22 protein-coding genes are annotated in these 25,419 nt (G+C 62.6%); 6 read left to right on the top strand and 16 right to left on the bottom strand.

Annotated elements, in window-relative coordinates:
* Nucleotides 1–2 precede the first annotated feature (2 nt).
* The 4 genes from ehuC to ehuR form a co-directional block, all read right to left on the bottom strand.
* Nucleotides 3–662 carry an ectoine/hydroxyectoine ABC transporter permease subunit EhuC gene (gene ehuC / locus GB927_RS09010; protein WP_256116387.1) on the bottom strand — a complete coding sequence of 220 codons (660 nt, stop codon included), beginning with the start codon at nucleotides 660–662 and terminating at the stop codon, nucleotides 3–5.
* Nucleotides 663–871: 209 nt separating this feature from the next.
* Nucleotides 872–1,723 carry an ectoine/hydroxyectoine ABC transporter substrate-binding protein EhuB gene (ehuB, locus tag GB927_RS09005; protein ID WP_256116386.1) on the bottom strand — a complete coding sequence of 284 codons (852 nt, stop codon included), beginning with the start codon at nucleotides 1,721–1,723 and terminating at the stop codon, nucleotides 872–874.
* A 56-nt stretch (nucleotides 1,724–1,779) separates the two neighbouring features.
* Complete coding sequence (ehuA, locus tag GB927_RS09000) at nucleotides 1,780–2,565, bottom strand: ectoine/hydroxyectoine ABC transporter ATP-binding protein EhuA (protein WP_256116385.1); 786 nt, start codon at nucleotides 2,563–2,565, stop codon at nucleotides 1,780–1,782.
* A 120-nt stretch (nucleotides 2,566–2,685) separates the two neighbouring features.
* The gene (gene ehuR / locus GB927_RS08995; protein ID WP_500809270.1) at nucleotides 2,686–4,071 is read right to left on the bottom strand and encodes a MocR-like ectoine utilization transcription factor EhuR; all 1,386 of its coding nucleotides are present in this window, start codon (nucleotides 4,069–4,071) and stop codon (nucleotides 2,686–2,688) included.
* 102 nt (nucleotides 4,072–4,173) lie between these two features.
* Between ehuR and GB927_RS08990 the strand changes: the two genes are divergently transcribed.
* The 3 genes from GB927_RS08990 (at nucleotide 4,174) to GB927_RS08980 (ending at nucleotide 7,658) form a co-directional block, all read left to right on the top strand.
* Nucleotides 4,174–4,656, top strand: coding sequence for an Lrp/AsnC family transcriptional regulator (locus GB927_RS08990; protein ID WP_256116384.1), 483 nt, complete (start codon nucleotides 4,174–4,176; stop codon nucleotides 4,654–4,656).
* A 120-nt stretch (nucleotides 4,657–4,776) separates the two neighbouring features.
* Nucleotides 4,777–6,273: an NAD-dependent succinate-semialdehyde dehydrogenase gene (locus GB927_RS08985; RefSeq protein WP_256116383.1), complete on the top strand. Its 1,497-nt coding sequence runs from the start codon at nucleotides 4,777–4,779 to the stop codon at nucleotides 6,271–6,273.
* Nucleotides 6,274–6,284: 11 nt separating this feature from the next.
* Entirely contained in the window at nucleotides 6,285–7,658 is a 1,374-nt protein-coding gene (locus GB927_RS08980) for an aspartate aminotransferase family protein (RefSeq protein WP_256116382.1), read from the top strand.
* Nucleotides 7,659–7,706: 48 nt separating this feature from the next.
* Here GB927_RS08980 and GB927_RS08975 read toward each other — a convergent pair whose 3' ends face one another.
* The 10 genes from GB927_RS08975 to GB927_RS08930 all read right to left on the bottom strand — a co-directional run bounded on the left by GB927_RS08975 (nucleotide 7,707) and on the right by GB927_RS08930 (nucleotide 21,526).
* A complete protein-coding gene (locus tag GB927_RS08975; protein WP_256116381.1) occupies nucleotides 7,707–9,506 on the bottom strand; it encodes an NAD(P)/FAD-dependent oxidoreductase in 1,800 nt (599 codons plus the stop codon).
* A 65-nt stretch (nucleotides 9,507–9,571) separates the two neighbouring features.
* On the bottom strand, nucleotides 9,572–10,645 hold the full coding sequence (locus GB927_RS08970) for a 2,3-butanediol dehydrogenase (RefSeq protein WP_256116380.1): 1,074 nt from the start codon (nucleotides 10,643–10,645) through the stop codon (nucleotides 9,572–9,574).
* Nucleotides 10,646–10,806: 161 nt separating this feature from the next.
* Complete coding sequence (locus GB927_RS08965) at nucleotides 10,807–12,669, bottom strand: sigma-54-dependent Fis family transcriptional regulator (RefSeq protein ID WP_256116379.1); 1,863 nt, start codon at nucleotides 12,667–12,669, stop codon at nucleotides 10,807–10,809.
* A gap of 68 nt (nucleotides 12,670–12,737) precedes the next feature.
* The gene (locus GB927_RS08960) at nucleotides 12,738–14,675 is read right to left on the bottom strand and encodes a MacB family efflux pump subunit (protein ID WP_256116378.1); all 1,938 of its coding nucleotides are present in this window, start codon (nucleotides 14,673–14,675) and stop codon (nucleotides 12,738–12,740) included.
* A gap of 10 nt (nucleotides 14,676–14,685) precedes the next feature.
* Entirely contained in the window at nucleotides 14,686–15,969 is a 1,284-nt protein-coding gene (locus tag GB927_RS08955) for an efflux RND transporter periplasmic adaptor subunit (protein ID WP_256116974.1), read from the bottom strand.
* 172 nt (nucleotides 15,970–16,141) lie between these two features.
* A complete protein-coding gene (locus GB927_RS08950) occupies nucleotides 16,142–16,978 on the bottom strand; it encodes an ABC transporter permease (protein ID WP_256116377.1) in 837 nt (278 codons plus the stop codon).
* Nucleotides 16,979–17,115: 137 nt separating this feature from the next.
* A complete protein-coding gene (locus GB927_RS08945) occupies nucleotides 17,116–17,889 on the bottom strand; it encodes an ATP-binding cassette domain-containing protein (RefSeq protein ID WP_256116376.1) in 774 nt (257 codons plus the stop codon).
* Nucleotides 17,890–17,906: 17 nt separating this feature from the next.
* Complete coding sequence (locus GB927_RS08940) at nucleotides 17,907–18,863, bottom strand: ABC transporter permease (RefSeq protein ID WP_256116375.1); 957 nt, start codon at nucleotides 18,861–18,863, stop codon at nucleotides 17,907–17,909.
* Between the two features lie 97 nt (nucleotides 18,864–18,960).
* On the bottom strand, nucleotides 18,961–19,989 hold the full coding sequence (locus GB927_RS08935) for a sugar ABC transporter substrate-binding protein (RefSeq protein WP_256116373.1): 1,029 nt from the start codon (nucleotides 19,987–19,989) through the stop codon (nucleotides 18,961–18,963).
* Nucleotides 19,990–20,500: 511 nt separating this feature from the next.
* The gene (locus GB927_RS08930) at nucleotides 20,501–21,526 is read right to left on the bottom strand and encodes a LacI family DNA-binding transcriptional regulator (protein ID WP_256116372.1); all 1,026 of its coding nucleotides are present in this window, start codon (nucleotides 21,524–21,526) and stop codon (nucleotides 20,501–20,503) included.
* 351 nt (nucleotides 21,527–21,877) lie between these two features.
* Here GB927_RS08930 and GB927_RS08925 point away from each other — a divergent pair, with 351 nt between their 5' ends.
* Both GB927_RS08925 and GB927_RS08920 read left to right on the top strand, forming a co-directional pair.
* Nucleotides 21,878–22,891 (top strand): Gfo/Idh/MocA family oxidoreductase, encoded by a 1,014-nt coding sequence (locus GB927_RS08925; RefSeq protein WP_256116371.1) that lies wholly within the window; start codon nucleotides 21,878–21,880, stop codon nucleotides 22,889–22,891.
* Between the two features lie 11 nt (nucleotides 22,892–22,902).
* Nucleotides 22,903–23,862 (top strand): sugar phosphate isomerase/epimerase family protein, encoded by a 960-nt coding sequence (locus GB927_RS08920; RefSeq protein ID WP_256116369.1) that lies wholly within the window; start codon nucleotides 22,903–22,905, stop codon nucleotides 23,860–23,862.
* Nucleotides 23,863–23,948: 86 nt separating this feature from the next.
* On the opposite strand, the gene GB927_RS08915 is transcribed toward GB927_RS08920, so the two are convergent.
* Entirely contained in the window at nucleotides 23,949–24,284 is a 336-nt protein-coding gene (locus tag GB927_RS08915) for a nuclear transport factor 2 family protein (protein WP_256116368.1), read from the bottom strand.
* A gap of 43 nt (nucleotides 24,285–24,327) precedes the next feature.
* Nucleotides 24,328–24,729 carry a hypothetical protein gene (locus GB927_RS08910; protein WP_256116367.1) on the bottom strand — a complete coding sequence of 134 codons (402 nt, stop codon included), beginning with the start codon at nucleotides 24,727–24,729 and terminating at the stop codon, nucleotides 24,328–24,330.
* A 251-nt stretch (nucleotides 24,730–24,980) separates the two neighbouring features.
* Between GB927_RS08910 and GB927_RS08905 the strand changes: the two genes are divergently transcribed.
* The gene (locus GB927_RS08905; protein ID WP_256116366.1) at nucleotides 24,981–25,214 is read left to right on the top strand and encodes a hypothetical protein; all 234 of its coding nucleotides are present in this window, start codon (nucleotides 24,981–24,983) and stop codon (nucleotides 25,212–25,214) included.
* Nucleotides 25,215–25,419 lie beyond the last annotated feature (205 nt).

Below are 25,419 nucleotides of genomic sequence, written 5' to 3'. Positions count from 1 at the left end.
CGTCAGGTCCTCACGCCATCGAGGCCGCGGGTGACGCGACGCTCCAGCCAGCGCATGCCGGTGGAAATCGCCAGCGCCATCAGGAAGTAGAGCACGAGGATCACCGCGAAGGGGATCAGCGTGCTGCCGGTCTGGGCGCGCACAACCTGCGCCTGGAAGGTCATGTCGGTGAGCGAGATCAGCGATACGACGGCCGTGCCCTTCAGAAGCTCGATCGCATTGTTGCCGAAGGTCGGCAGCATCAGCGGCAGCGCCTGCGGCAAGATAACATGGCGCATCGCCTGGCCGCGCGTCAGGTTGAGCGCCACACAGGCCTCACGCTGCTCTCGGCCGATCGCCTTGACGGCGCCGCGCACCACCTCCGCCCCATAGGCGCCGACATTCAGCCCCAACGCGAGCACACCGGCCTGGAGCGGCGACAGCGTGACACCGGCAAAGGGCAGCACGAAATAGACCCAGAACAGCTGGACGAAGATCGAGGTGCCGCGGAAGAATTCGATATAGGTGGTGGCAAGCGCCCGGACCGCCATGAAGCGGCTGACGCGGCCAAGCCCGGCGACGAACGCCATGATGACGGCGAGCACCGAGCCCATGAGGGTGAGCTCAAGCGTCACGAGCGCGCCTTGCAGGATCAGCCCTATATAGCCGGACCAGTCGGTCATGGTGCGTGCAATCCCGTTGAAGACAGCGGAGCGATGCCCCTCATCCGCCTGCCGGCACCTTCTCCCCGCAAGCGGGGCGAAGGGGAAACAGGAACCGGCTTCCTCCCCCGCAAAGCCATCGGGGATGAGAAAACGGAGCCACCAGTCCCTTCTCCCCGTTTACGGGGAGAAGGTCGCGGCAGCGGGATGAGGGGCAGATCCGCCATTCCTTACTGCGCCGCGCAGAGCTTTTCGCGCGTCGTCGACATGGCGGCGGCGGCGGAGAAGCCGTAGGGCTCGATGATCTTGGCAAAGTCGCCGGATTCCTTCAGCTTGGCGAGCTCCACGTCGAAGGCATCGCGCAGCGCTTCGTCGCCCTTCTTGAAGGCGGCGCCGTCGCAATAGACCGGGGCGCCTTCGACCGGAGCGACGACCTCGACATTCGGGTCGTTCGCCTTGGAAACGAGGTCGTTGATCGACAGCACCGGCAGCGAATAGACGTCGATGCGGCCGTCCTGCAGCATTTTCAGGCCGCTCTGGCCATCCGGCACCACGATGACGCGGTCGCGCGGCACGCCGGCTTCGAGCGCAAGCTTCTCTTCCGTGCCGCCGCCCGGCGCACCGATCTTGGCATCCGGATTGTCGGCGATGTCCTTGTAGCTCTTGAGGCCGAGCGGGTTGCCCTTCTTCAGCGCAAAGGCTTCGGCGTCGCAGAGGATCGGCTCCGAATAGGAGACGGCCGCGCAACGCTCCGGCTTCATGAAGAGGCCGGCGGTGATGACGTCGTGGCGGCCTGCCTGGAGGCCGGGGATCATCGCGCCATATTCCGAGATCGACGCGACGATATCGGCAACGCCGAGGCGCTTGAAGACTTCGCGGGCGACGTCGGGAGCTGCACCCGAAACCTTGCCGTCAGCGGCGACTGCCGTGAACGGCGGCTCATTGGCGATGGCGACGCGGGCGAAACCCTGTTCCTTCAGTTCCGCGAGCTTGCCGTCGTCGGCCGAGGCCGGGGCTGCGGCAACGATTGCCATCAGTGCGCTGGCACCCGCGGCTATGGTCCAAAAATGTCTGCTCTTCATTGTTCCGAACTCCTCTGGTTGTTGCTTGGAGCAATTCTCTTGAGGTTTCTGAGCCCTCAGACGCGGTGCCCTGCCGCGATGATCTTGCGCAGGAAGCTTTGTGTGCGCTCCTGCTTGGGATGGGTAAAAATGTCGTCCGGCTTGCCTTCCTCGACGATCTTGCCGCGATCGAAGAACAGCACACGGTCGGCGAAATCGTGCGCAAAACCCATTTCGTGGGTGACGAGCAGCATGGTCATATCGGTCTCGGCGGCGAGCTTGCGCATGACGTTCAGCACCTCCTCGACAAGCTCGGGATCGAGCGCGGAGGTGACCTCGTCGAACAGCATGATCTTGGGCGAAAGCGCGAGAGCGCGGGCGATGGCGACACGCTGCTTCTGTCCGCCGGACAACTGGGCGGGCATGTTCTTCGCCTTGTCGGCGAGGCCCACCATGTCGAGAAGCTCCATCGCCCGCTTCTCCGCCGCGGCCCTCGGCACGCCCTTCGTCAGCATCGGCGCGAGCGTGACATTATCGAGCACGCATTTGTGCGGGAAGAGATTGAAGTGCTGGAAGACCATGCCGATCTTCTCGCGCATCCGGTGCAGGTGGCGTTCGTCGGCCGGCGCGAGGCTGCCGTTCTTCGGCATGTGGTAGAGTTGGTCGCCGTCGACCTGGATATGGCCGCCGCTGATCGTCTCCAGCGTCATCAGGATGCGCAGGATCGTCGTCTTGCCGGAGCCGGACGGGCCAATGAGCGCGAGTTTTTCGCCCGGCAGCACCTCCATCGACAACCCGTCGAGCACGGTCAGCGGGCCGTAGCGCTTCGTGATGTTGTCGATGCGGATGATCGGTGCAGCCATGCATGTCTCTCCCTGTTGAGACGTGATGGCCTAACGATGCGCGGCGATCTAAATCATGTCAATCCGAATAATAATATCATTACAATTATTGTCTCGCCGCCTCTTTGGCAGGCATTTGCCTCAAATCGCGAGCAGCAACGCCTCCGGATTTCCGCTGGCCAACGAAGCCAGAATGCCGAGCCCGGTGCGAAGTTCCTGCTCGGTCGTCGAGCCGAGAGAGATGCGCACGGCCGGGTGCCAGCCCTGATCGGCGGTGCGGAAGGAGGAGCCGGGGGCGATGGCGACACCACGCAGGCGGGCCTGCGAGACGAAGCCCTCTTCCGTGTGTCCCTCCGGCAGCGGCAGCCAGACATGCAGGCTCTGCGGATGCGAGCGGTAGGGCAGGCCCGCGAAGGTTTCCTCGGCAATGGCGTGCCGCGCGGCGAGTGCCCGGCGCTGCCAGTTGACGAGTTCCATGGCCGTGCCATCGCTGACCCAGCGCGTCGCGATCTCGGCGATCGACGGCGTCGCCATCCAGTTCGAGACGAGGTGCCGGTTGGCGACGGCCGCGACATAGCGGTCGGGCGCGGCGAGATAACCGATGCGCAGGCCCGGCACGGTGATCTTGGTGAAGCTGGTGATGTAGAGCGTGCGCTCCGGCGCATAAGCCGCCAGCGGCGGCGCCCTGTTTTCGACCAAAGGCCCCAGAATATCGTTCTCGATGATCGCGATATCGTTGCGCCGCGCGACCTCGGCCAGCGCCTGCCGACGCCCGGCGCTCATCAGAGTGGCTGTGGGGTTGATGACGGATGGCTGGAGGAAGACGGCACGGACCACGCCTTTCCGGCAGGCCTCGTCGAGCGCCTCGGGGATCATGCCGTCATGGTCGATCGGCAGGCCTTCCAGATGCAGGCCGAGATAGGTGGAGAGCGGCACCAGCGTGTGGTGGCTGATCGCCTCGGTCGCGACGGTGGCACCGGGCGGGGCGACGCTCATCAGCGCCACGGTCATGCCGGAAGTCGCGCCATTGGTGAGGCTGATGTTAAGCGGCGAAATGTCGAGGCCGCAGCGCGCCAGCCATTCGGCGGCAACGGCCCGATGGCGTGGGAACACCATGTTCGGCCGAAAGGACAGTGCCGAGCTCGACGGCAGGTTTTCCGCCAACCAGCCGAAGGCCTCCCGCATGCGCTCCAAGTGCAGCTGTTCGCAGACGGGCTTCAGGATCGACAGGTCCACCAGCTCGCCGAGGCGTTCGGGCAGATAGGGCGGTTCCGGTTCCTTCGGCCGGGTCTGCACGAAGGAACCGCGGCCGATCTCGCCGGAGATCAGGCCGCGGCGGATCAGCTCGTCATAGGCGCGGCTGACGGTCTGCACCGACAGTTTGAGGTCGTCGGCGAGCTTGCGGTGTGGCAGAAGGCGTGTACCGTTCGGCAGCAGCCCTTCCTGGATGGCGCGGGCGATCTGCTCGGCAAGGGAGAGGTAGGCCGGCCGGCGCAATTGGGATATATCGGGACGCCAATTTGTCATGATTTCAACAGTGCTCAAATTCAGTTCAATTGACAACGCCAAAATGCCTTTCCATGGTCTTTTTCCCGTATTTGACATGATACCCGCCCGGAGGGCGACCGCATGAAACTCGACGCCATCGACCTGCGCATCCTGGAAGCGATCCAGGAGAACGGGCGCATCACCAAGCTGTCGCTGGCGGAAAAGGCGGGCCTCTCGCCGACCCCGTGCTGGCTCCGGCTGCGCAAGCTGGAGAAGGCGGGCATCGTGACGGGCTATCACGCGCGGGTCGCGGTGCGGCGGCTGGCGCCGGTCGCGAGCGTCATGATGGAGGTGACGCTGGCCAACCACCGGCAGGCGGATTTCGACCGGTTCGAGCGCGCGGTGGCGACGACGCCGGAGATCGTCGCCTGCTGGTCGGTCGGCGGCGGCGTCGATTACATCCTGAAGATCATGGCGCCCGACATCGACGCCTATCAGCGCCTCGTCGACAGTCTGCTCGACCGCGAACTCGGCATCGACCGCTATTTCACCTACATCGTCACCAAGACGGTGAAGGAGGAGACCGTGCTGCCGCTGACGACGCTGCTGCCCTCCCCCGAATAGAGAGATTGTCTACGGCACGTCGCCCATTTGGCCAAAGTCTCTGCCTGCCACCCCGGCAATAGACAATCTGTCGCCCCGCCTCTGGCAGACTCCCGGCCACTGAAGCCAGAGGAGGCCGCCATGACCGCCGTATTCGCCCGGACGACTTTCCACGACGCGCTTGCCCGCCTCTCCGACCCTCATCTGCTGCGCGAACTCTCCTATATAGGCGGCCGCTGGGTGGCGGGCCGCGAGGGCAACAGTTTTGCCGTGACGGACCCGGCCTCGTCCGCGACGCTCGCCTGGGTCGCCGCACTCGATGCCGAGCAGACCACGGAGGCCATTTCAGCCGCGGCGCAGGCCTTTTCCGCCTGGCGGGACCTGCTGCCGCAGCAGCGCGCCGTCATTCTGCGCAAATGGCATGGGCTGATCCTCGAAGCGCGCGAAGACCTCGCGCTGCTGATGACGCTCGAACAGGGCAAGCCGCTTGCCGAATCCCGTGGCGAGATCGACTATGCCGCCTCCTTCATCGAGTGGTATGCCGAGGAAGGCAAACGCCTCAATGCCGAGAGCGTGACCAGCCACCTGCCCGGCGCCGAGATGATCGTGCGCCGCGAAGCGCTCGGCGTCGTCGGCATCGTGACGCCGTGGAATTTCCCCTGCGCGATGATCACCCGCAAGGCCGCCGCAGCGCTTGCCGCCGGCTGCACCGTGGTCGCGCACCCCTCCAGCGAGACGCCGCTTTCAGCCTTGGCCCTTGCCGAACTGGGCGAGCGGGCAGGCCTCCCGGCCGGCGTCTTCAACGTCGTGACGGGCGATGCTGCGACCATCGTCGGCCGCATGAATGCCGATGCCCGCATAAGGGCGCTAAGCTTCACCGGCTCGACGGAGATCGGCAAGCTGATCGCCGGCCAGTGCGCGCCGACCATGAAGCGCCTCGTGATGGAACTGGGCGGCCATGCGCCGCTGATCGTCTTCGCCGATGCCGATATCGACAAGGCGGCCGCCATCGCGATCAACGCCAAGTTCGCCACCTCCGGCCAGGATTGCCTCGCCGCCAACCGCATATATGTCGAGCGCCCCGTGCTTGCCGCCTTCACGAAAGCCTTCAAGGCGCGCATCGAGGCGCTGAAGGTTGGCGCCGGGCTTGAAGCGGGTGCGGAAATCGGCCCGCTGATGCACGAACGCGCCATCGCCAAGGTGGAGGAACAGGTGGCCGACGCGCTCACGCAGGGCGCCACGCTTCTGACCGGCGGCAAGCGCCACAAGGCCGGGCCGCTGTTCTACGAGCCGACGCTGCTGGCCGACGTTTCCGACGATATGCTGATCATGCGCGAAGAAACCTTCGGCCCCGTCGCCGCCGTCACCGCCTTCGACAGCGAGGCCGAAGTGATCGCGCGCGCCAACGACACCGAATACGGCCTCGTCGCCTATGTCGTAACCGAAAACGGCGCCCGCCAGATGCGGCTTGCCCGCGCGCTGGAATACGGCATGGTGGCGGTCAATCGCGTAAAAATCACCGGTGGCCCGATCCCCTTCGGCGGCTGGAAACAATCCGGCCTCGGCCGCGAGGGCTCGCGCCACGGCATGGAGGCCTTCACCGAACTCAAATATCTCTGCATCGATACGGCTGCTTGAAAGGAAAGACCATGCTCGACCAACGCAACGAACTGACCGCCTGGGACCGCGATCACTTCTTCCACCCGTCTACCCATATGGGCATGCACGCCCGCGGCGAGACGCCGACGCGCGTCATCGCGGGCGGCGAAGGCGTCTACATCACGGACAGCAACGGCAAGACGAGCCTCGATGCCTTTGCCGGCCTCTATTGCGTCAATGTCGGCTACGGCCGCCAGAAGATCGCCGATGCGATCGCCGAGCAGGCCAAGAACCTCGCCTATTACCACGCCTATGTCGGCCACGGGACGGAAGCCTCGATCACGCTCTCCAAGATGATCATCGACCGCGCGCCGGAGGGCATGAGCCGTGTCTATTTCGGTCTTTCGGGTTCTGACGCCAACGAGACCAACATCAAGCTGATCTGGTACTACAACAACATCCTCGGCCGGCCGGAGAAGAAGAAGATCATCTCGCGCTGGCGCGGCTATCACGGCTCCGGCGTCATGACCGGCTCGCTGACCGGCCTTCACCTCTTCCACAATGCCTTCGACCTGCCGCGCGCGCCGATCCTGCACACGGAAGCCCCCTACTTCTTCCGCCGTCCGGATCGCTCGATGGACGAGGAACAGTTCTCGCAATATTGCGCCGACAAGCTGGAGGAGATGATCCTCGCGGAAGACCCGGACACGGTCGCCGCCTTCATCGGTGAACCGATCCTCGGCACCGGCGGCATCGTGCCGCCGCCGAAGGGCTATTGGCAGAAGATCCAGGCCGTGCTCGACAAGTACGACATCCTGCTCGTCGCCGACGAGGTCGTCACCGGCTTCGGCCGCCTCGGCACGATGTTCGGCTCGGACCATTACGGCATGAAGCCGGCGCTGATCACCATCGCCAAGGGTCTCACCTCGGCCTACGCGCCGCTCTCCGGCACCATCGTCTCGGACAAGATGTGGGAGGTTCTGGTCAAGGGCTCGGACGAACTCGGCGCCATCGGCCATGGCTGGACCTATTCCTCGCACCCGATCTGCGCCGCCGCCGGTGTCGCCAATCTCGAACTGATCGACGAACTCGGCCTCGTCGAAAATGCCGGCTCGACGGGCGCCTATTTCCGTGGCGAACTGGCAAAGGCCGTCGGCGGTCACAAGCACGTCGGCGAGGTGCGCGGCGATGGCCTGATGGCGGCGATCGAATTCGTCGAGGACAAGGACGACCGGGCCTTCTTCGATCCCTCGAAGAAGATCGGCCCGCAGGTCTCCACCGCCCTTCTGGAACGCGGCGTCATCGGCCGCGCCATGCCGCAGGGCGATATCCTCGGCTTCGCGCCGCCGCTTTGCCTGACGAAGGACGAAGCCGATATCGTGGTGAAGGCCGCCGCCGACGCGATCAAGTCGGTTCTCGGTTAAGCTTATAAAAGCGGCGGGCAGCGTAAAGCGCTGCCCGCCGTTGCCGGCCTACTTCCGGTGATGAACCGGTTGGAGGGCGTAGACCGGCGTCGGGATGCCTTCCATGCGCGCCTTCAATTGCAGCGACAGATATTGTGAATAGTGCCGCGACTGGTGCAGGTTGCCGCCGTGGAACCACAGCGCCTCCTGCTGCGTCGGCTTCCACATGTTGCGCTGCTCGCCTTCCCACGGCCCCGGATCCTTCGGCGTATCGGAGCCGAGACCCCAGACCTTGCCCACCGTGTCCGCCGTCTGCTGGTCGATGAGATCGGCGACCCAGCCGTTCATCGAGCCGTAGCCGGTGGCATAGACGATGACGTCGGCCGGGATTTCCTTGCCGTCGGAGAGTTTGATGGAATTCTCCGTGATCTCCTCCACCTGCCCGGCAGCGAGCTTCACCTTGCCGTCGATGATGAGCTGCGAGGCACCGATATCGATGTAATAGCCGGAGCCGCGGCGCAGGTACTTCATGAAGAGACCGGAGCCATCCGAACCCCAGTCGAGTTGGAAGCCGGCCTTTTCCAGCGCCGCATAAAAGTCGGCGTCGCGCTCGCGCATCTTGTCATAGAGTGGGATCTGGAACTCGTGCATGATCCGGTAGGGCAGCGAGGCGAAGATCAGGTCGGCCTTGGCCGTTGTCACGCCATTGGCCAGCGCCTGTTCGGAATAGAGCGAGCCCAGGCCGATATCCATCAGCGTATCGGAGCGCACGATATGCGTCGTCGAGCGCTGGATCATGGTGACGTCGACGCCCGCCTCGTAGAGCGCGGCGCAGATATCATGGGCCGAATTGTTCGAGCCGATGACCACGACCTTTTTGCCCTTGTAGCCATCCGGCCCCGGATGCTGCGAGGAATGGTGCTGCTCGCCCTGGAACCGCTCGCGGCCCTTGAAATCCGGGATGTTCGCCTTGCCGGACATGCCGGTGGCGAAGACCAGTTGTTTCGGCCTGAGCACGACCTCCTCGCCGTCGCGATCGACCACGATCGTCCACTCCTTCGCCGCCTCGTCCCATTTGGCGGATTTGGCGGTGGAGCGGGTCCAGTAGTTCAGCTCCATCACCTTGGTGTAGAATTCCAGCCAATCGCCGATCTTGTCCTTCGGCGCGAAGACCGGCCAGTTTTTCGGGAAATCGATATAGGGCAGGTGGTCGTACCAGACGGGATCGTGCAGGCAGAGCGACTTGTAGCGCTTGCGCCAGCTGTCGCCCGGCCGCTCGTTCTTTTCGAGGATGATGGTCGGCACGCCGAGCTGGCGCAGCCGCGCGCCAAGCGCAATACCGCCCTGCCCGCCGCCGATGATGACGGTATAGGGCTGCGTCTCGTAGCCGAGCGTGCGGGCTTCGTCCTCGCGCTCCTCCTTCCAGGTTTTCGCGCCGAGGTTCTGCCCGTGTTTTGCGCCGAGCGGGCGGGTGAAACCGGATTTCTCCTCGTGGCCCTTCAGCTCGGAAAGGGCCGTCAGCAGCGTCCAGATCAGGCCGTCCTTGAAACGCACGAGGCCATAGCCGCGCCCGGTCGCCGTCTCGAACGTGATCCAGCTTTCAAGAACGCCATCCGCTTCCGTCGCTTCCTCGCCGGGGGCGACGCGCCAGTTAGACGGCTTTGCGGTGGAAAGCTGCGCTTGCAGCATGTCGCGCACCTGGTCGCGGCCCTCGACGGTCTTGAGGTTCCAGGTGAAGGCGACGAGGTCGCGCCAGTAACATTCCTCGGCAAACAGGCTGACGGCGTCGTCGATCCGGCCGGCTTCGAGTGCCGCGCCAAAGGCATCGAGAAGCGCCTGGATGCGGGTGGTCGGGGTCTTGTCGAGCATAGTTTCTCCTCCTGCTCAGTTTCAAAAACGGGACGGCTCCTCAACCGCCCTGCAAGACGGATCGCCTATCGGGACAGGTCGATCAGGATTTTCAGGTGTTTGCCGGCCGGGTCGAGCAGTTGGTCGAAACCCTCCGTGACGGCCTCGCTGAGCGAGACATATTTGGTGACGATGCGGCTCGCCGGGATCTGGCCGCTGGCGATGAGACGCGCGACGCGCGGCCAGTAATGGGTCGGATAGGCCCAGGAGCCGCGGATATCGATGTCCTTGAAGGTGACGTCGAACCAGTTCAGCGGATTTTCACCGGGGTGAAGCCCCGTCTGCACGACAACGCCCTGCTTACGCACGGCATCCGCGCAGTTCTTTAGCGCATGTTCGTTGCCGACACATTCGATGGCAACATCGCAGCCGACGCCGCCTTCCGTCTCGGCGCGGATGACATCACCGACCTTTTCCGTCCTTGGGTTGATCGTGCGTACCTCGCCGAGCGCCTCCCGCGCCAGCGCCAGCCGGGTATCGTTGAGGTCGGAGAGGAAGAGTTGCGAGGCCCCGGCGGCACGCGCGGCCATGGCGACGAGAATGCCGATCGGCCCGGCGCCGGTGACGAGCACGCTGTTGCCGGCCGCCACCCCGCCGCGATCGCAGGCATAGACGGCAACGGCCGTCGGCTCGATGAGGGCTGCTTCCTGATCGGAAAGCGCGTCAGGAATAGGCTGGACGTTATAGTCGTTGAGAAGGGCGGCCTGCGCCATGCCGCCGGAATGCCAGGACAGGCCGGCGAGCGCGAGATTGCCGCTCAGGTGAAACAGGCCGCGATCGGCATAATAGTCGCCGCTGCGTGGCATGATCAGCGGCTGGATCGACACCCGGTCTCCGGCCTTCACATGGCTGACACCCTCGCCCACCGCCTTGACGACGCCGCCGAATTCATGGCCGAGGATCTGCGGCCCGTGCGCGCCCGTGAAGGGATGCGGTTCCTTCGGCACAAAGATCGGGCCATAGGCATATTCGTGCAGGTCCGTGCCGCAGATGCCGCAGAACCTGTTTTCGACCAGCACCTCGCCCGGACCGGGCGTGGGCGGCGTATCGACCTCCTCGATGCGCAGATCCTTGGCAGCGTGAAAGCGCAGAGCCTTCATTGGTTTTCCTCCTGTTATTCTTGCACAGGAGGTCAGCAAGCGGCGTGCCAGAACGGCAAGCGGCTCGTTCTTTCCGCATTTTCAATGATTTACGAAACAGGCGGCTTGGCAGGCAAAGCCGATGCAACAGGTCGCGCGCAACAGGTGTTGCAGCTGTTGCATCAGTTCAGACGCTTCAGGCGGCGGTGGATGGTGGAGCGGTTGACGCCGAGTTTGCGGGCGAGCGCGGAGACGTTGTTGCCGCAATCGCTGAGTGCGCGGCGCAGTTCGTCGTCATCCTGCGCCGCGGGTTCGGCAAACAGGTGCTCCGGCAGGCAATCGAGGTCGATAAGATCGCCCTCCGCAAGGGCGGCCGCCACGCGCAGCGCATTGGAGAGTTCACGCAGATTGCCCGGCCAGTCATGCGACAGCAGGGCGGCGCGCGCCGCCTTGTCGATGCGGTAGGTCTGGCCGTTTTCCTTCTCGATGCGGCGGAGCAGCTGGTCGAGCAGCCAGCCGAGATCCTGCCGGTCGCGCAGTGAGGGCAAGGTCAGCGTCGCGGCATTGAGGCGATAATAGAGGTCCTGGCGGAAGCGGCCTTCCTTCACCAGTTCGGCGAGATCGCGGTGCGAGGCGGAGAGCACCCGCAGGCGCACCGCCCGCGCCTTCAGCGCGCCGACCGGCTGCACCTCGTTTTCCGAGAGCACACGCAGCAGCCGGCTTTGCAGGGCAAGCGGCATGTCACCGATCTCGTCGAGGAACAGCGTGCCGCCGCTCGCCTCCTCGATGAGGCCACGCTTGCCCTTCTGGCTGGCGCCGGTGAAGGCGCCGGGCGTGTAGCCGAAGAGTTCGGATTCGATGAGATGCTCGGGGATCGCCGCGCAATTGACCGCGACGAAATTGCCGGGGTTGCCGCAACTGTCATGGATCGCGCGGGCCAGAAATTCCTTGCCGCTGCCGGTTTCGCCTTGGATGAGAATGGGGATATCGCGCGCCGCAAGTTTTGCGGCGCGGGCCTGCACCCTTTCCATCGCGGTATCGCCGTTGCTCAGATCACGCAGCGCCCGCGGCAGGCGCGGCTCCGGCACGGCCGGCGCGCGGATGCTGACGGCGGGGGCGATGGCGCTGGCGAACAGCACCAGGCCGTTTCGGGCGCGCAGCAGCCGCTCGCCGTTCGGCCGCCCGCGCATGAAACGCGGCAGGTCGTCGACATCCATGTCGAAGACCTCGGAAATCGGCTGGCCGAGAAAATCGCGCGTTGCGACGCCATGCATGTTCATCGAGCGGGCGAGCGCGCCGAAACCGCCATGGGTCATGCCGGTGATGCGGCCGCTGCCGTCGAGCGCGATGGCCGCATCCGGATCGACATCGAGGAATTCCGGCGAGCGGGCAAGGCGCAGCACCCAGTCGTTGCGCGTGCGCGTCATCAGGTTGGCAAGCTCGATGCGTCGCGTGGTGGAGGCCACGAGATGCAGCGCCAGTTGCTGGCTCGCCTTGGCGGTCGGCGAGCGAAGTTGCGATATGTCGAGCACGGCCGTGAGGGCGCCCAGCGTATCGAAGACAGGGGCCGCGGTGCAGGTCAGTCCGATATGGCTGGTGTCGAAGTGGTCGTCCTGGTGGATGATGACGGGTTCACCCGACACGATACAGGCGCCGACAGCGCAGGTGCCGGCCCGGTTCTCCGACCATTCCGAGCCGAGATAGAGCCCTGCCCGGCGCAACTGGTTGTCGAAGGTCGGATCGCCCATGAAATCGACGGTGACGCCGCGCGCATCCGATAGCAGCAGCACATAGTTCTGCTCCGCGATCTGGTTGAACAGGGTTTCGAGACCAGAGCGGCCGATGCGGATCAGCTCTTCCGCCTGCTCGCGATGCTCGCGCAGCTTCACTTCCGGAACGATATAGGCTTCCTGCGCGACGGTCGGATCGAGCTTGTAATCGTGCAGGCAGCGCAGCCAGGACTGGATGACGGGCGCATCGCGCGGGCTGACCGCGCCCATTGCGACGCGTTCGATCTCACGAATGTGCGACAGCGTCGACACCATGCATCCATCCTCCCGCGCGCATGGTCGCACAGGAGGCGCTTGACGACAATCCATCTCGTCGGGGCCACTCAATCCGCGCCGAGCGCCACGGCCGGTTGCAGGTGCGAGGCGTTGCGGGCGGGCAGGTAGCCGAAGACCAGCCCGGTCAGGAACGAGCAGGCGAAGGCGAGCGCGACCGGGCCGATCGTGAAGCTCACCGGCATGCCGAAGGCCTGCGCCAGCCCGCCGACCGACAGCCCCAGCACGACGCCGATGGCCCCGCCGATCGCCGAGACGACCAGGGCTTCGATCAGGAACTGCAGCAGGATATCGCGCCTTCGCGCGCCCGTCGCCATGCGCACGCCGATCTCGCGGGTGCGCTCGCGCACGCTCACCAGCATGATGTTCATCACCCCGATGCCGCCGACCAGCAGCGAGATCGCGGCGACCGAGCCGAGGAAGAGCTTCATCGTGTTGGAGGTCTCGGTGAAGGCCTCGCGCACCGAGGACATGTTGGTGATCTGCGTATCCTCGGCCTTGTGGCGCTCGTTAAGCAGCGCCTGCACGGCCTCCTGCGTCTGGTCGATCGCGGCGGCATCCTCCACCTGCACGGTGATGGTGCGCACGTTGCGCTGGCCGAAGAGCCGCATGCTGCCGGTCGACAACGGCACGAGGATGACGTCGTCCTGGTCGTTGCCGCCGGCACTCGCCCCCATCTCGCTCATCACGCCGATCACCTGGAAGGGGATCTTGTTGACCAGCACATATTGGCCGAGCGGATTGCCGCCATCGGGAAACAGCGTCTTCGCCACCGTCTGGCCGAGCACGGCGACAGGCGCATAGGTGTCCATGTCGTCGGCATTGATAAATTCGCCGGAAGCGACCGACCAGCTTTTGGCGCGCGGGAAGTCCGGCACCGTGCCGTTGGCCGTCGTCTGGTAGTCGATATTGCCGGAGCGCAGCGTGACGGAGCTCGTCATTTCCGGCACCGCAAAGCTGACGTTCGGCACAGTGAGGATCGCGTCGGCATCGGACGGGATAAGCGTCACCGGCTGGCCGGTGCCCCGGAAATTCGCCATGTTGGGCCGCACCAGCAGCAGGTCCGAGCCCATCGAGGAGATGCGGTCGAGCACGGAATTCTGCGCGCCCGTGCCGATCGCCAGCATCGCCACCACGGAGCCGACGCCGATGACGATGCCGAGCAGGGTCAGCACCGTGCGGAACAGGTTGGCGTGCAGCGCCCGTAGCGCCATCTTGATCGCTTCGGAAATATCGGCGATCGCAGCGGAGCCTTCCTTCCCCGCTGCATGCAACCCAGCCGCCGCCTCGGAGGAGGGCCGCGGTTTGCGGGCGCGGTCGGAAACGATGCGGCCGTCGCGGATCTCGATCAGACGGTCGGCGGCCTCGGCCACTTCGCGCGAGTGGGTGATCAGAATGATCGTATGGCCGTCCTGGTGCATCTTGCGCAGCAGCAACATCACCTCCTCGCCGCTCTGGCTGTCGAGCGCGCCGGTCGGCTCGTCGGCGAGGATGACGCGGCCGCCGTTCATCAGCGCGCGGGCAATCGACACGCGCTGCTGCTGGCCGCCGGAGAGCTGGTTCGGGCGATGGTCGAGCCGGTCGCCGAGGCGCAGCGACTGGAGCAGCCCCTCCGCCCGCTCCTGCCGGTCGCGCGCCGGAAGGCCGGCATAGATCGCCGGAACCTCGACATTTTCGCGGGCACTCGCGGTCGGGATGAGGTTGTAGCTCTGGAAGACGAAGCCGAAGGTGCGGCGGCGCAGCGCCGCGAGCTCATCCGTCTCGAAATCCGACACCGGCTCGCCGTCGATGCGGTAGTCGCCGGAGGTCGGCTGGTCGAGGCAGCCGAGAATGTTCATCAGCGTCGACTTGCCGGAACCGGACTGGCCGATGATCGCGACGAATTCTCCCGCCTCGATATCGAGCGTGACGCCGTGCAGGACTTCCACGGCGAAACCGTCGTTGAAGAAGGTCTTTGTGACGTCCCGAAGGGAGAGGAGTGCGGTCATGGCATCGCCCTCAGAACATCGGCGGCATGCGCATGCCGCGGCGCTGCCCCCGGTTGCCGCCGGCCGGGCGCCCGCTGTCGGCGCCTGCGCCGATGACGACTCGGTCGCCCTCTTGAAGCCCGCTCTTCACCTCGACGCTGACGCGGTTGCGGATGCCGGTCTCGACCTTGCGTGTCTCGGTGGCGCCGGATGCGGTGACGACCGTCACCTCGGTTTCCGGCTTGCCGCCCGCCTCGTTCCGCTTCAGGCTGATGGCACCGCTCGGCACGACCAGCACGTCGCGCGCGGCCGCCTGCACGAAGAATACCTGCGCGCTCATCGAGATCATCAGCTCGCCCTCCGGGTTCGGCACGTCGAACAGCGCGTTGTAGAGCACGACATTGTTCTCGACGGTCGGCGAGGGCTGGATCTGGCGGAGTTTGCCGGCAAAGCGTTTTCCCGGCTGGCCGAGCAGGGTGAAATAGGCCTCCATGCCCACTTTCAGGCGGCTGACATCGGCCTCGGAGACTTCGGCGCGCACCGTCATGGTGGAGAGATCGGCGATGGTGACGATGGTCGGCGCGGTCTGGCTGGCGTTCAGCGTCTGGCCTTCCTTCACCGGATTGGCGACGATGGTGCCCGCCATGGGCGCAAAGATCTTGGTATAGCCGAGATCGACCTCGTCGCCGGCCAGCGTCGCCTGCTGCTTGCGGATCTGCGCGTCGATGGCGTTGACGTCGGCTTCCGCCGCCGCAAGATCGGCCACGGCCTGATCGAGCGCCTGCTGGGCCACGGCATTGCCGGCGATGAGGTTGCGCTGGCGGGTGATGTTGGCCTGCTTGAAGACGAGCTGCGCCTTGCGCGACTGAAGCTGCGCCTGGAGATTGGCAAGTTCGGCGCGGTTGATCTCGATGCGGTTCTCGATGGTCGCGGGGTCGATCTCGGCGACGAGCTGATCCTTCGTGACCGTATCGCCGATCTCGACATGCAGAACCTTGAGCTGGCCGGAGACCTGCGCGCCCGCATCGACGGACTTGACCGCCTCCAGCGTGCCGACCGCCGTCACCGCATTCTCGACATCACCGCGCACGACGGCCTGCGTGATGACCGCGGTCGTCGTCTCGGCCGGCGCATAGCGGGTCCAAGCATAATAGCCGGCGCCGGCAAGCACGGCGATCACCGGCAGCCAAATCCAGGCGCGCGAGCGCCGCTTGCGCCGGGCGGGCGGGGTCGCGCCGGGCATGAAGGTCACATTGGTCCGGCCCGCCTCATCGGCAGGCTTGTCGTCCTTTTGCGGTCGTGCGGTCTTGGTCATCGGCTTCCCATAGGTCGAGGCCATGCCTCTGCCGTCCCTTTAAAAGAAAGGTGGCACCGTAACCGCCAAAGGAGAAGCCCTTGTGATCATTATATTTTCGTAATGTTCGCCGGAGCAGACCTAGAAGTCCTCTTTAGGCTCCGCCGCCGAGCCTTGACTAGGCAAATATTCGCTATTTTCGGATCGCCCAATTTCGCAGTGACTTGTCTCCATAGGCCGCCCCAACGACGATGAGGCCGAGAATGAGGATGAACCATTGCGGCTGAACGCCTGTGACGACCAGATAAGACTGAATGGAGGACAGGACGAAAGCGCCCATCAGCGCTCCGATCAGTGAAATCCGTCCGCCGGCCAACAAGCAACCGCCCAGAACACAGGAAGCGATGGCTTGCAATTCCATCAGGCGCCCCATGGAACCATCCGCAAACCCGAGCTTTCCAGCCTCAAGCGCACCGGCAAAGGCTGCGAGCGTGCCGCAGATGACGAATGCGGAGAGCTTGATCCGATCGACACGCACACCGCGCGAATGCGCGCTGTCGGCTGAGCCACCAACGGCCAGCAGCCGGTTGCCGAATGGCATCGCCTTCAGGACGACGATGAGCACGGCAAAGGCGGCAATCAACCAGAACAGGGCAGTGTTGAAGCCGAGAAGGTCACCACCACCGAGAAGGAAGTAGGTCCAACCGTTGCGCGCAGCATAGGGAATGGAAAAGGAAAAGCCGTCCGTCAAAGCGATGGCGATGCCGCGGAAAATCATCAGCGTGCCAAGCGTGATGATCAGCGAAGGCGTTTTGGTCCTGGTTACCAGCCAGCCGTTCACGTAACCGATCGCCGCGCCCACGACGATGGCGGCCAAAGCGGCAAATACGGGATCAACGCGGACGGCAAGCCAGAGATGAGCGAGCGCACCCATGCCGAAGGTCGAGCCGACCGAAATGTCGATTTCGCCGGTCCCGATCACGATGGCAACACCTAGGCTCATCAAGCCGAGCGTCGCGGTCACCTGCATGATCGTTCCGATATTATAGAGGTTTGCCCAACGCCCCTCAGAGGTCGAAGCGAAAATGACAATCAGGATGGCGCCGATCAGGAAGATGCCGATTTCCGTGTGACGGCGAATGACCGGCTTTGCCGCGGACAGCGCCATCAGACCGCCTCCTGCTTCTCGACAAGACGGCCGCCTTGGCGGATGACGTCTTCGAGCGCCTCCGCCGATATGCTGTCCGTCGACGCATCGGCGACCTTTTCGCCGTTTTCCATGATAACGATGCGATCGGCGAGCTTGTGCACCTGAAAGATGTCGTGCGTGATGTAGATGACGAGCAAGCCCTGCTCCTTCAATTGCACCGCCAGTTCATTGACATGCTCGCGTTCGCGAACCGACAGGTGGTTGGTCGGCTCGTCCATGATCACGACGCGATTCTTGAACTCGACGGCCCGGCCGATCTTGACCGATTGACGCTCTCCACCCGACAGCCGTTCCACCTCGTCGTCCGCCGAGACATTCTCGCGAAGGCCGAATTGCCGGATAACGCGGCTCGATTTCTCGCGCATCTTCGCGAAATCGAGGAATGGTATGCCGAGGATCCGTTTGACCGGCTCCCGGCCGAGATAGAAGTTGCGCGCGATCGAAAGGTTGTCGCAGAGGCCAACGGACTGCTGAATGGTCTCGATACCCTGATCGATGGCGAGCTTCGGATGGAATTTTTCCACCTTCTTGCCATCGAAGAACACCTCCCCTTTTGTCGGGGGGTGGATGCCGCACAGAACGCGGATCAGTGTGGTCTTGCCGGCACCGTTGTCGCCGACCAGGCCGATCAGTTCGCCCGCGTTAAAATCGACCGAGACGTTTTTCAGGGCGTGGAAGGCACCGAAATAGAGGTCGAGGTTTTTCACCTGGATGAGAGGTTGTTGGGTCATTTGAGCGTCCTCCCGCGTCAAACGCTGTGCCCGATAAAGCGGGCAAGCTTCTGATTGAAAATAACCGCCACGATGAGAACGGCGCCGACGAATGTGATGTACCAGGACGATGGCGCGCCGAGCGCGATCAACTCGTAGCGGAAGCCGACGACGATCAAGGCGCCGAGGATGACACCGAGGATCGATCCCCGCCCGCCGGTCAGCAGGCACCCACCAATCACCGCTGCCGAGATGGCCTCAAGTTCCATGTTCTCGCCGAGCGTAACATGGGTCTGCGGCTGATTGCACAGCGTCAGGATGCCGGCAAAGCCAGCGAGCAGCGAGCATAGGACAAAGGCTGCCGTCTTGATGCGGTCGGTGCGGACGCCGCGTGATTCAGCGCTTTCCCGACTGCCGCCGGTCGCTAACAGCCGGTTCCCGAAGCGGGTGCCCCAGAGCATGATGGACAACAAGACGGAAATGATGCCCACCCAGTATATTGCCGCTGCAATGCCGAAGAGCTCTCCGCCCAAGAGGCGGGTCAGGGCGTGGGTACGGGCATCGGGAGAGAAATTGTGGACGGAGCCGCCTGTCCAGACATAGATGATGCCGCGCGCCGCGAACAGGCCGCCAAGCGTGACGATCATCGACGGGAGTTCACCTTTGACGACAGCGGTTCCCTGAAGAAACCCCGCAGCAGCCGCAATGCCCAGAGCCACGACCAGAGAGCCCGGCACGCCCAAAGAGGGCTCCAGCGTTATGAATGCAACGCCCGTCAGCCCATAGATCGAACCGACGGACAGATCGATTTCCTTCGTCATGATCACGAGGGCTTGACCCAATGCCACAAGGGCGAGGATCGCCGTAAACTGCGTGACGTTGGACAGCGTCTGCACCGTCCACCAGCCAGAAAAATCGATCACTGTGAAAACGGCCAGCATGGCGATGACGCCAACCGTCGCGCCAAAACCCTGGCTGCGGACAAGGTATTTCATGGTTCTGGTCCTGCTCGTTGATATGCGCCGCGGGATGCGCAAATGAGGGCAGCCAGCCTGTCGAAAGGCCAGCCGCCCTCGCCCGGGAGGGTACCGGTTACCAGGTGTTCTGTTCGTCGTAGGCCTTGTCGCCGAACACGCCGCGGACCTGCGTTGCCCATTGATCCGCATTATCCTTGTTGATCACGAGCGGACCCGTCAGAATGCTTTGCTGGGGCGCGTATCCGAACTTCTTGTTCCAATAGAGCCACTCCATGGGAGCATAGCCCTGCAACCAAAAGCCCTGGCTGTTCGTCGCGAGAATATGGCCCGCGCGCACGCCTTCGATCGACACAGGACCTTCATCGACGGTCAGGACGGTGACGCCCTTGTCATCGACGTCCGGATCGAGCTTCATTTCGTTCGCCACACCCCAGGCCCAGGGAGACGACCAGCCGGCAACCGTGAAGATATAGTTGGTGTCCGGATTGGCCTGCAGGAACGATTGCAGCGTGTTGCGCGCCGTTGCTGGCTCCGCGCCGATGAAGAGTTCGTCGAACTTGGCGCCCGCCTTCTCCATCACCTCTTTCATGCCCGCGCAGCGCGCCTTGAGGCCCTGATGTGCCGAGTCATGGCTTGCGCAGACGACATGCGTGGGCTTCGGGATTTCCCCGGCCTCGACCTTCGTAAGTGCATATTCGCCGAGCTTCTTGCCCGTCAGGAACTCGTCGCCGCCGACATAGGTCAGATAGGGAATGCGCTCGCCGTCCGGACGACCGTCAGGAATGTTGAAGGCGACGACCGGGATGCCGGCTTCGATCGCCTTGCGCAGCGGGCCTTCAAAGGCATCGGAACTGACGATCGGCACCGCAATGCCATCCGGCTGGGTTGCGATCGCTTGTTCGAGCAGACGGACATGCTCCTGAACGGAATAGTTGTTCGTGGAGATGTATTCGGTCTTCACGTCCGGATACTTCGCTTCGAACTCCTTCAAGGATGTCGTCAGCCAATTCATGTTCGGATCGTTAGAACCGATATGAGATACCATGACGAAGCGATACTGCTTTTCGGCATCCTGGGCGTGGGCGATGCCAAGCGCAGCAGACGTCAAAAGCGCAGAGTACAGGATGCTCTTTGCAATTTTCATAAGGTTCCTCCTCCTTGATTTGAAGCAACGGAGTCTTCGATGCGAGCGCCTGGCTCAGTCGTTTTCAGACGGCATCACAGGCAACCTCCACGCTGCCTGCTGAACTCCTCGATGCAACATTTATTGCACAAGATTCAGATAGTCAATATTTATTCCAGATTCGGACCGAAGTCGGCGTTGCGGTGGGCGTTCGTGACTATCTGGGGCGACCTGGCAACCAGATCGCTTGGACGTATTTTCATTGATGAAGATGAAGGATCGCAAGGTTTTCATGGGATGAATTCTGATTTTCTCTTCATCAAATTGGCGTGGAGAGCATACTTCACATAACATATTGAAAATATTTCATTTATTCTGAAAGGAGAAATGAGAATGATGTAAACTACATCGTACGTTTGCAGCTTTTAAGCTTCAAATAGAGCATCATCGACGAAACGAACGGATATTCCCCCGTCGCCGATGGGCAGCAAGGCCACCCGGGCCGGCACCACTTAGATGCCCACAGAAGGCGCTAAGGGCCGCAATTGTATCGCGTGTGGACGAGAACCTGCGAATAGCTTGGCTCGCTGGTCACGCCATTCAAATTGCTTTTTATCCATCTTGCTGCCGAGGCGAGTTCGGCCGCGAAATCATGCGAAATGACATAATCCATCACTCCGGACTCCAGAAGCGCGCGGGAATGGATGGACAATTCATGACCGACGAACACTGTCTCATTCGCCTTGCCCGCATTTTCCAGCGCCTTGGCAATGCCGCGATTGGCGCCAGCGACGTTGTAAATTGCCGCGGGATGCCCATTCGTCTCGAAGTATCGCGTTAGCTGTTCGCATGTGCTCTCGGGCCTTTCGTCCGAGATCATGCGTTCCTCGATCTTCAGGTACGGAAAATCGGACCGCAGAACTCGCCGAAAGCCCATCTCCCGCTCCTGCTGACAGCGAAACGGCACGCTCATGACAACCAGAATGCTGCTGTTTTCCTTCGGCAGCGCATTGCCGATCAAGAGTGCCGCAACACTGCCGGCGGCATACTGATCGTTCCCGACATAAGTGCTTCGTCGTGAACTCGGCAGATCGGTTGTAAGGCAGACCACCGGCCGGCCGATCGTCCGGAGCTTTCGAATGGCCCGGTTCGTTGCCGGATGCTCCCGGCCAATGACGACGACGCCGTCTCCCTCTCCGCCTTCCTGCTCGATCCGCCGCGCGAAGGCGAGCGGTTCGGCGTCGCTTGTTGTTACGTAAACGCCTTGTATGTCGATGCCGGCCTGCGTGCGGTTCACCTCTGACACCGCCGCCGCCATGGCCGCATTGAATGTTTCACCCGATTCACAGAACAGGCGAATGAGGACGGGAACGTCGCTGTCGGCGCTCTCATGGCGGAGTTTTTCAAGCGCCGCGAGAACCCGTGCACGGGTCTTCTCCCGCACACCGCTACGGTTGTTGAGCACTCGGTCGACCGTCGCGGAGCCCACAGCCGCAATCTTCGCGATCGCTTGGACCGATGGCCCTTTCCATGTTCCAGGCTTTGCCGGTTTTGGCATTTTTCCTCTCACAGTCTGATGCGATTTAAATCATGGAATCGACTGAGTGACCGCGTGTTACCAAGAAGACGACGACGTCGGTCTGGATTTGTGCGGTGCGATATATTTGATGTGAAAGACATCGAAATTCGTCCTTCGCTTTCGTTGAATGATGGCATTTCAATCCAGATAATCCAACCAATCAATTGAAGAAAATCCTCACCCTCGAAGCTGGCATTGCTTCTCATCGACGAGTGCCTTGCTCCAGCTCAGGGCCCGCCGCGAGGCTTCAAACTTGAATTGTCGCAATAGGAACTCGCTCATAGCGACCCGTCGTTGTGCCCATCGCGCTTCGAAAACAAGGAACATGGAATGTCGGTCAGAATTGCAATTATCGGTGCAGGCATCATGGGTGCCGACCATGCACGGATCGTGTCTGAGGATTTGCCCGGAGCCGTGTTGCAGGTCGTCTGCGACGCATCCCAAACGCGCGCCCGTGCGATAGCCGAGGATTGCGGCGCAGCCGACATCTCCACCGACCCACTTCAGACGATCCGGCGCGAAGACATCGACGCCGTGATCATCGCCAGCCCGGACCAAACCCACGCGCCCTTGTCGCTTGCCGCAATCGAGGTGGGCAAACCCGTGCTCTGCGAAAAACCCCTGTCGCAGAATTCCGGAGAATGCCGCGCGGTCATCGACGCGGAAGTCGCGCGCGGTCGCAGGTTTGTCCAGCTCGGCTTCATGCGCCGTTTCGACCCGTCCTATCGCGACATGAAGGCCGCGCTCGCGGATGGATCGCTCGGCCAGGCGATCATGATGCACAACACCCACAGGAATGTCGAAGCGCCCGCAAACTTCACCGGCCAGATGGCAATCACCAACTCGGCCCCGCACGAATTCGATGTCGCACGCTTCATCCTCGACGCCGATTACACCGCGATATCCGTCTTCCAGCCGAGCGGAGTGGATGCATCGAAGACCGGCGCTCCGGTCTTCATGGTTCTCGAAACCGATCGGGGCCACATCGTCAACATCGAGGTCAACAACAACGCTGCCTATGGCTACGACGTGCGCGGCGAATTGGTGGGCGAAAGGGGCTCGATCCTGCTCAACGCCCCTGTCCACACGCGCCGCAACGCCCATCTCATGGCTTTCGAGCACTATCCATCCGACTGGCGGCCGCGCTTTGCGGAAGCCTACCGGCTGCAGAACAAGGCCTTTGTGAATTTCGTCCGAACTGGCACGTTCCCCCCAATCGCCTCCGACAGTTGGGATGGCTACTGCGCCACTCTCGTCGCAGAAGCAGGCGTCGAGGCACTGCGGACGGGCAAGCGCGTCAGCCTCGACCCAATGGTCAGGCCCCCTCTCTACAACGCACGATAAGGAATTCGATAATGAAGCTCGGTTTCGTCTCCGACAGCCTTGGCGGCATGCCTTTCGACGCCCTCCTCGACAGTGCCGCGCAACTCGGCGTCTCGGGCGTCGAGGTGAACACCGGCGGCTGGTCCACGGCTCCACATTTCGATCTCGAGGCGATGAAAGGCAGCGCCGATTCGCGTCGGCGCTTCACCAGAGCCTTCGAGGAGCGTAGCCTAGAGATCATTGCACTCAACGCCAACGGCAATCCACTGCACCCGACCCAGCCTAAGCAGGGCGAGTGCCTCAAGGATACGATCCGGCTTGCCGGAGAAATGGGCATCAAGACCGTCTGCACCATGTCCGGCCTGCCCGCCGGGCGTGAAGGCGATCTCATGCCTAACTGGGTCGTCTCGTCCTGGCCGCCGGAAACACAGGAAGTATTGCGCTACCAGTGGGAAGAGAAGCTTCTGCCATTCTGGGCGGAGATCGCCGATCTCGCAAAGGAATGCGGCGTCGAGCGCATCGCGCTGGAATTGCATGGCAATCAATATGTTTACAACGTCCCCTCGCTTTTGAAGCTGCGGGCCGCCATCGGTCCAGTCGTCGGCGCCAATCTCGACCCCTCGCACCTTTTCTGGATGGGTGCTGATCCGCTGATGGCGGCCGAAGCGCTCGGAGATGCCATCTTCCATGTGCACGCCAAGGACACGATGCTGAATGCGCCGGTTCAGGCGACGACCTCGCTTCTGGAAAATGGTTCCCTGATGAACGTTCCGGCTCGAAGCTGGTCCTACGTCACACTCGGTTTCGGCCACGGCGAAGCCTGGTGGCGGCAATTTTGTTACCGCTTGCAGATGGCAGGCTACGACGGCTGGCTTTCGATCGAGCACGAAGACGTACTGCTCAACAGTTTCGAAGGGCTGGAGAAATCGGTGGTACTGCTGAAGACCGTCATGCCCGTCGCCGCAAGCGATTTCAAACTGCAAGCGATTTGACGGCCATGCCATCGAAAGCGAAGTTCCGCGGACGACGAAATTAGAGCGTCGCCGCGGATGTAGGAGGCGTGGAAAAACGCAACAGGTTATTGTCCAGCGCGGCTGGCACTTTCTTCGGGATCGAACATCGCAAGGCCGGCAACGCCAGCGGTTACCGGCACTTCGTTCTGCAACACGTCCCAGTGTTCGACGAGCTTGCTACCCTCGACCCGGAAGATATCAACCACAATCTGGGGCTCGTCCGCCCAGCTCCAGATACGGCCGTGGATAGCGACCAAGTCGCCTTCGGCGATGATCAATCCCGGTTCGTAGTGGACGGAAGGTGACAGGATCTCGACGAGGCGCCGCAACACGTCCCTGCCCTGAGGAATGTTCGGATTGTGCTGGATGTAATCGTCGGCGTAGAGGCGTCGCAGAGGCATCGCGGCGCTGGAACGACGACGTCTCGCATCCAGGACCAGTGCCTTAGAAGCCGTACATCGCGATGATGATTGCGAAGGCGGCAACGATCAAAATGCCGACGAAGGTCATCGCGCTCACGAAGAGGGCGGCCGCGATCGGATAAACGTTGCGCCATGCAAGCGTTGCCGCAGCGATTGCAAAAAGAGGCGATACGACGAAGTAAACCGGGGTGACTCTATCGTCGCCATGAAAGTCGAGCCCTTGCTCAACGACGGACGGCAACGTCGAAAGCCAGCCCAGCACTATGCTGCCGGCAACTGCAAGGGTAGTGCCGCGAAGATCGCGTCGAGCGGCCAAGACGAACGCCGCGACGGCGGCGAGAGACTGAAGCCCACCCATAGCGGCAGTTGTCCATCCACCAAGCCCAGAGGCCGGGTTCGCCACCCCCATGAAGACGTAGGCCACGGACGACAGACCTACATATACCTGCAGTGCAGCCGTGAGAACGAGCAGAGGCCATGCCGCCTTTGCCGCCAACGATTTGGTCTTATGTTCCGCGTTCGCCAACTTCTGCGCTCTGAAAATGGGCCTGCCCCCGCTTTGCGGCAGCCCGACCCCAGACATTCTGTGAAAACATGATGTCGGCATTTCTTATCAGAATTGGGCCGATCGGAAAAATGTGGTAGTCGCAGTCAAACAATAGCAGGAGTTTAGTAGTGAGCGAACCGACCGTGGAAGATGCAACAAACCGCATCTATGAATCGCTTCAGGCTGACAATGCCGACATTGATGTGCATATCGCGACCCTCAAGGCAGCGTTGACGCGGGCAGGTTTAAAAGAAGCGACATTCGACCCGGCTAGGCTCGCGCACAATAACCGTTCTGGCAGGAAGCTGATGCAGGCCTATTTCCGACAACGCGGCGTAACGGTGAAATACTCGGCATCTTGAGCCTTATGGCGTCAGGCAAACCGCAGTATGATGACCGATCTCCTTTTTGGCAGGGCCATCGATAAGCTGCCGATCCCAACCCGCAAGGTCGCCGCACAGAGATGACGGAAGCGCGAGACAGTGTTTCGATGATTCACCTCATCTGCCGGTGTAGGCAGGCAATTCGTCGGATGTTCTCTGGAAAAGACTTCCTTTTATGGTCTCG

Source organism: Shinella lacus, from assembly GCF_010994755.1.
Lineage (GTDB): Bacteria > Pseudomonadota > Alphaproteobacteria > Rhizobiales > Rhizobiaceae > Shinella > Shinella lacus.
Note: the sequence above shows the minus strand (reverse complement) of the source record. Positions and strands in the feature narration are given on the sequence as shown.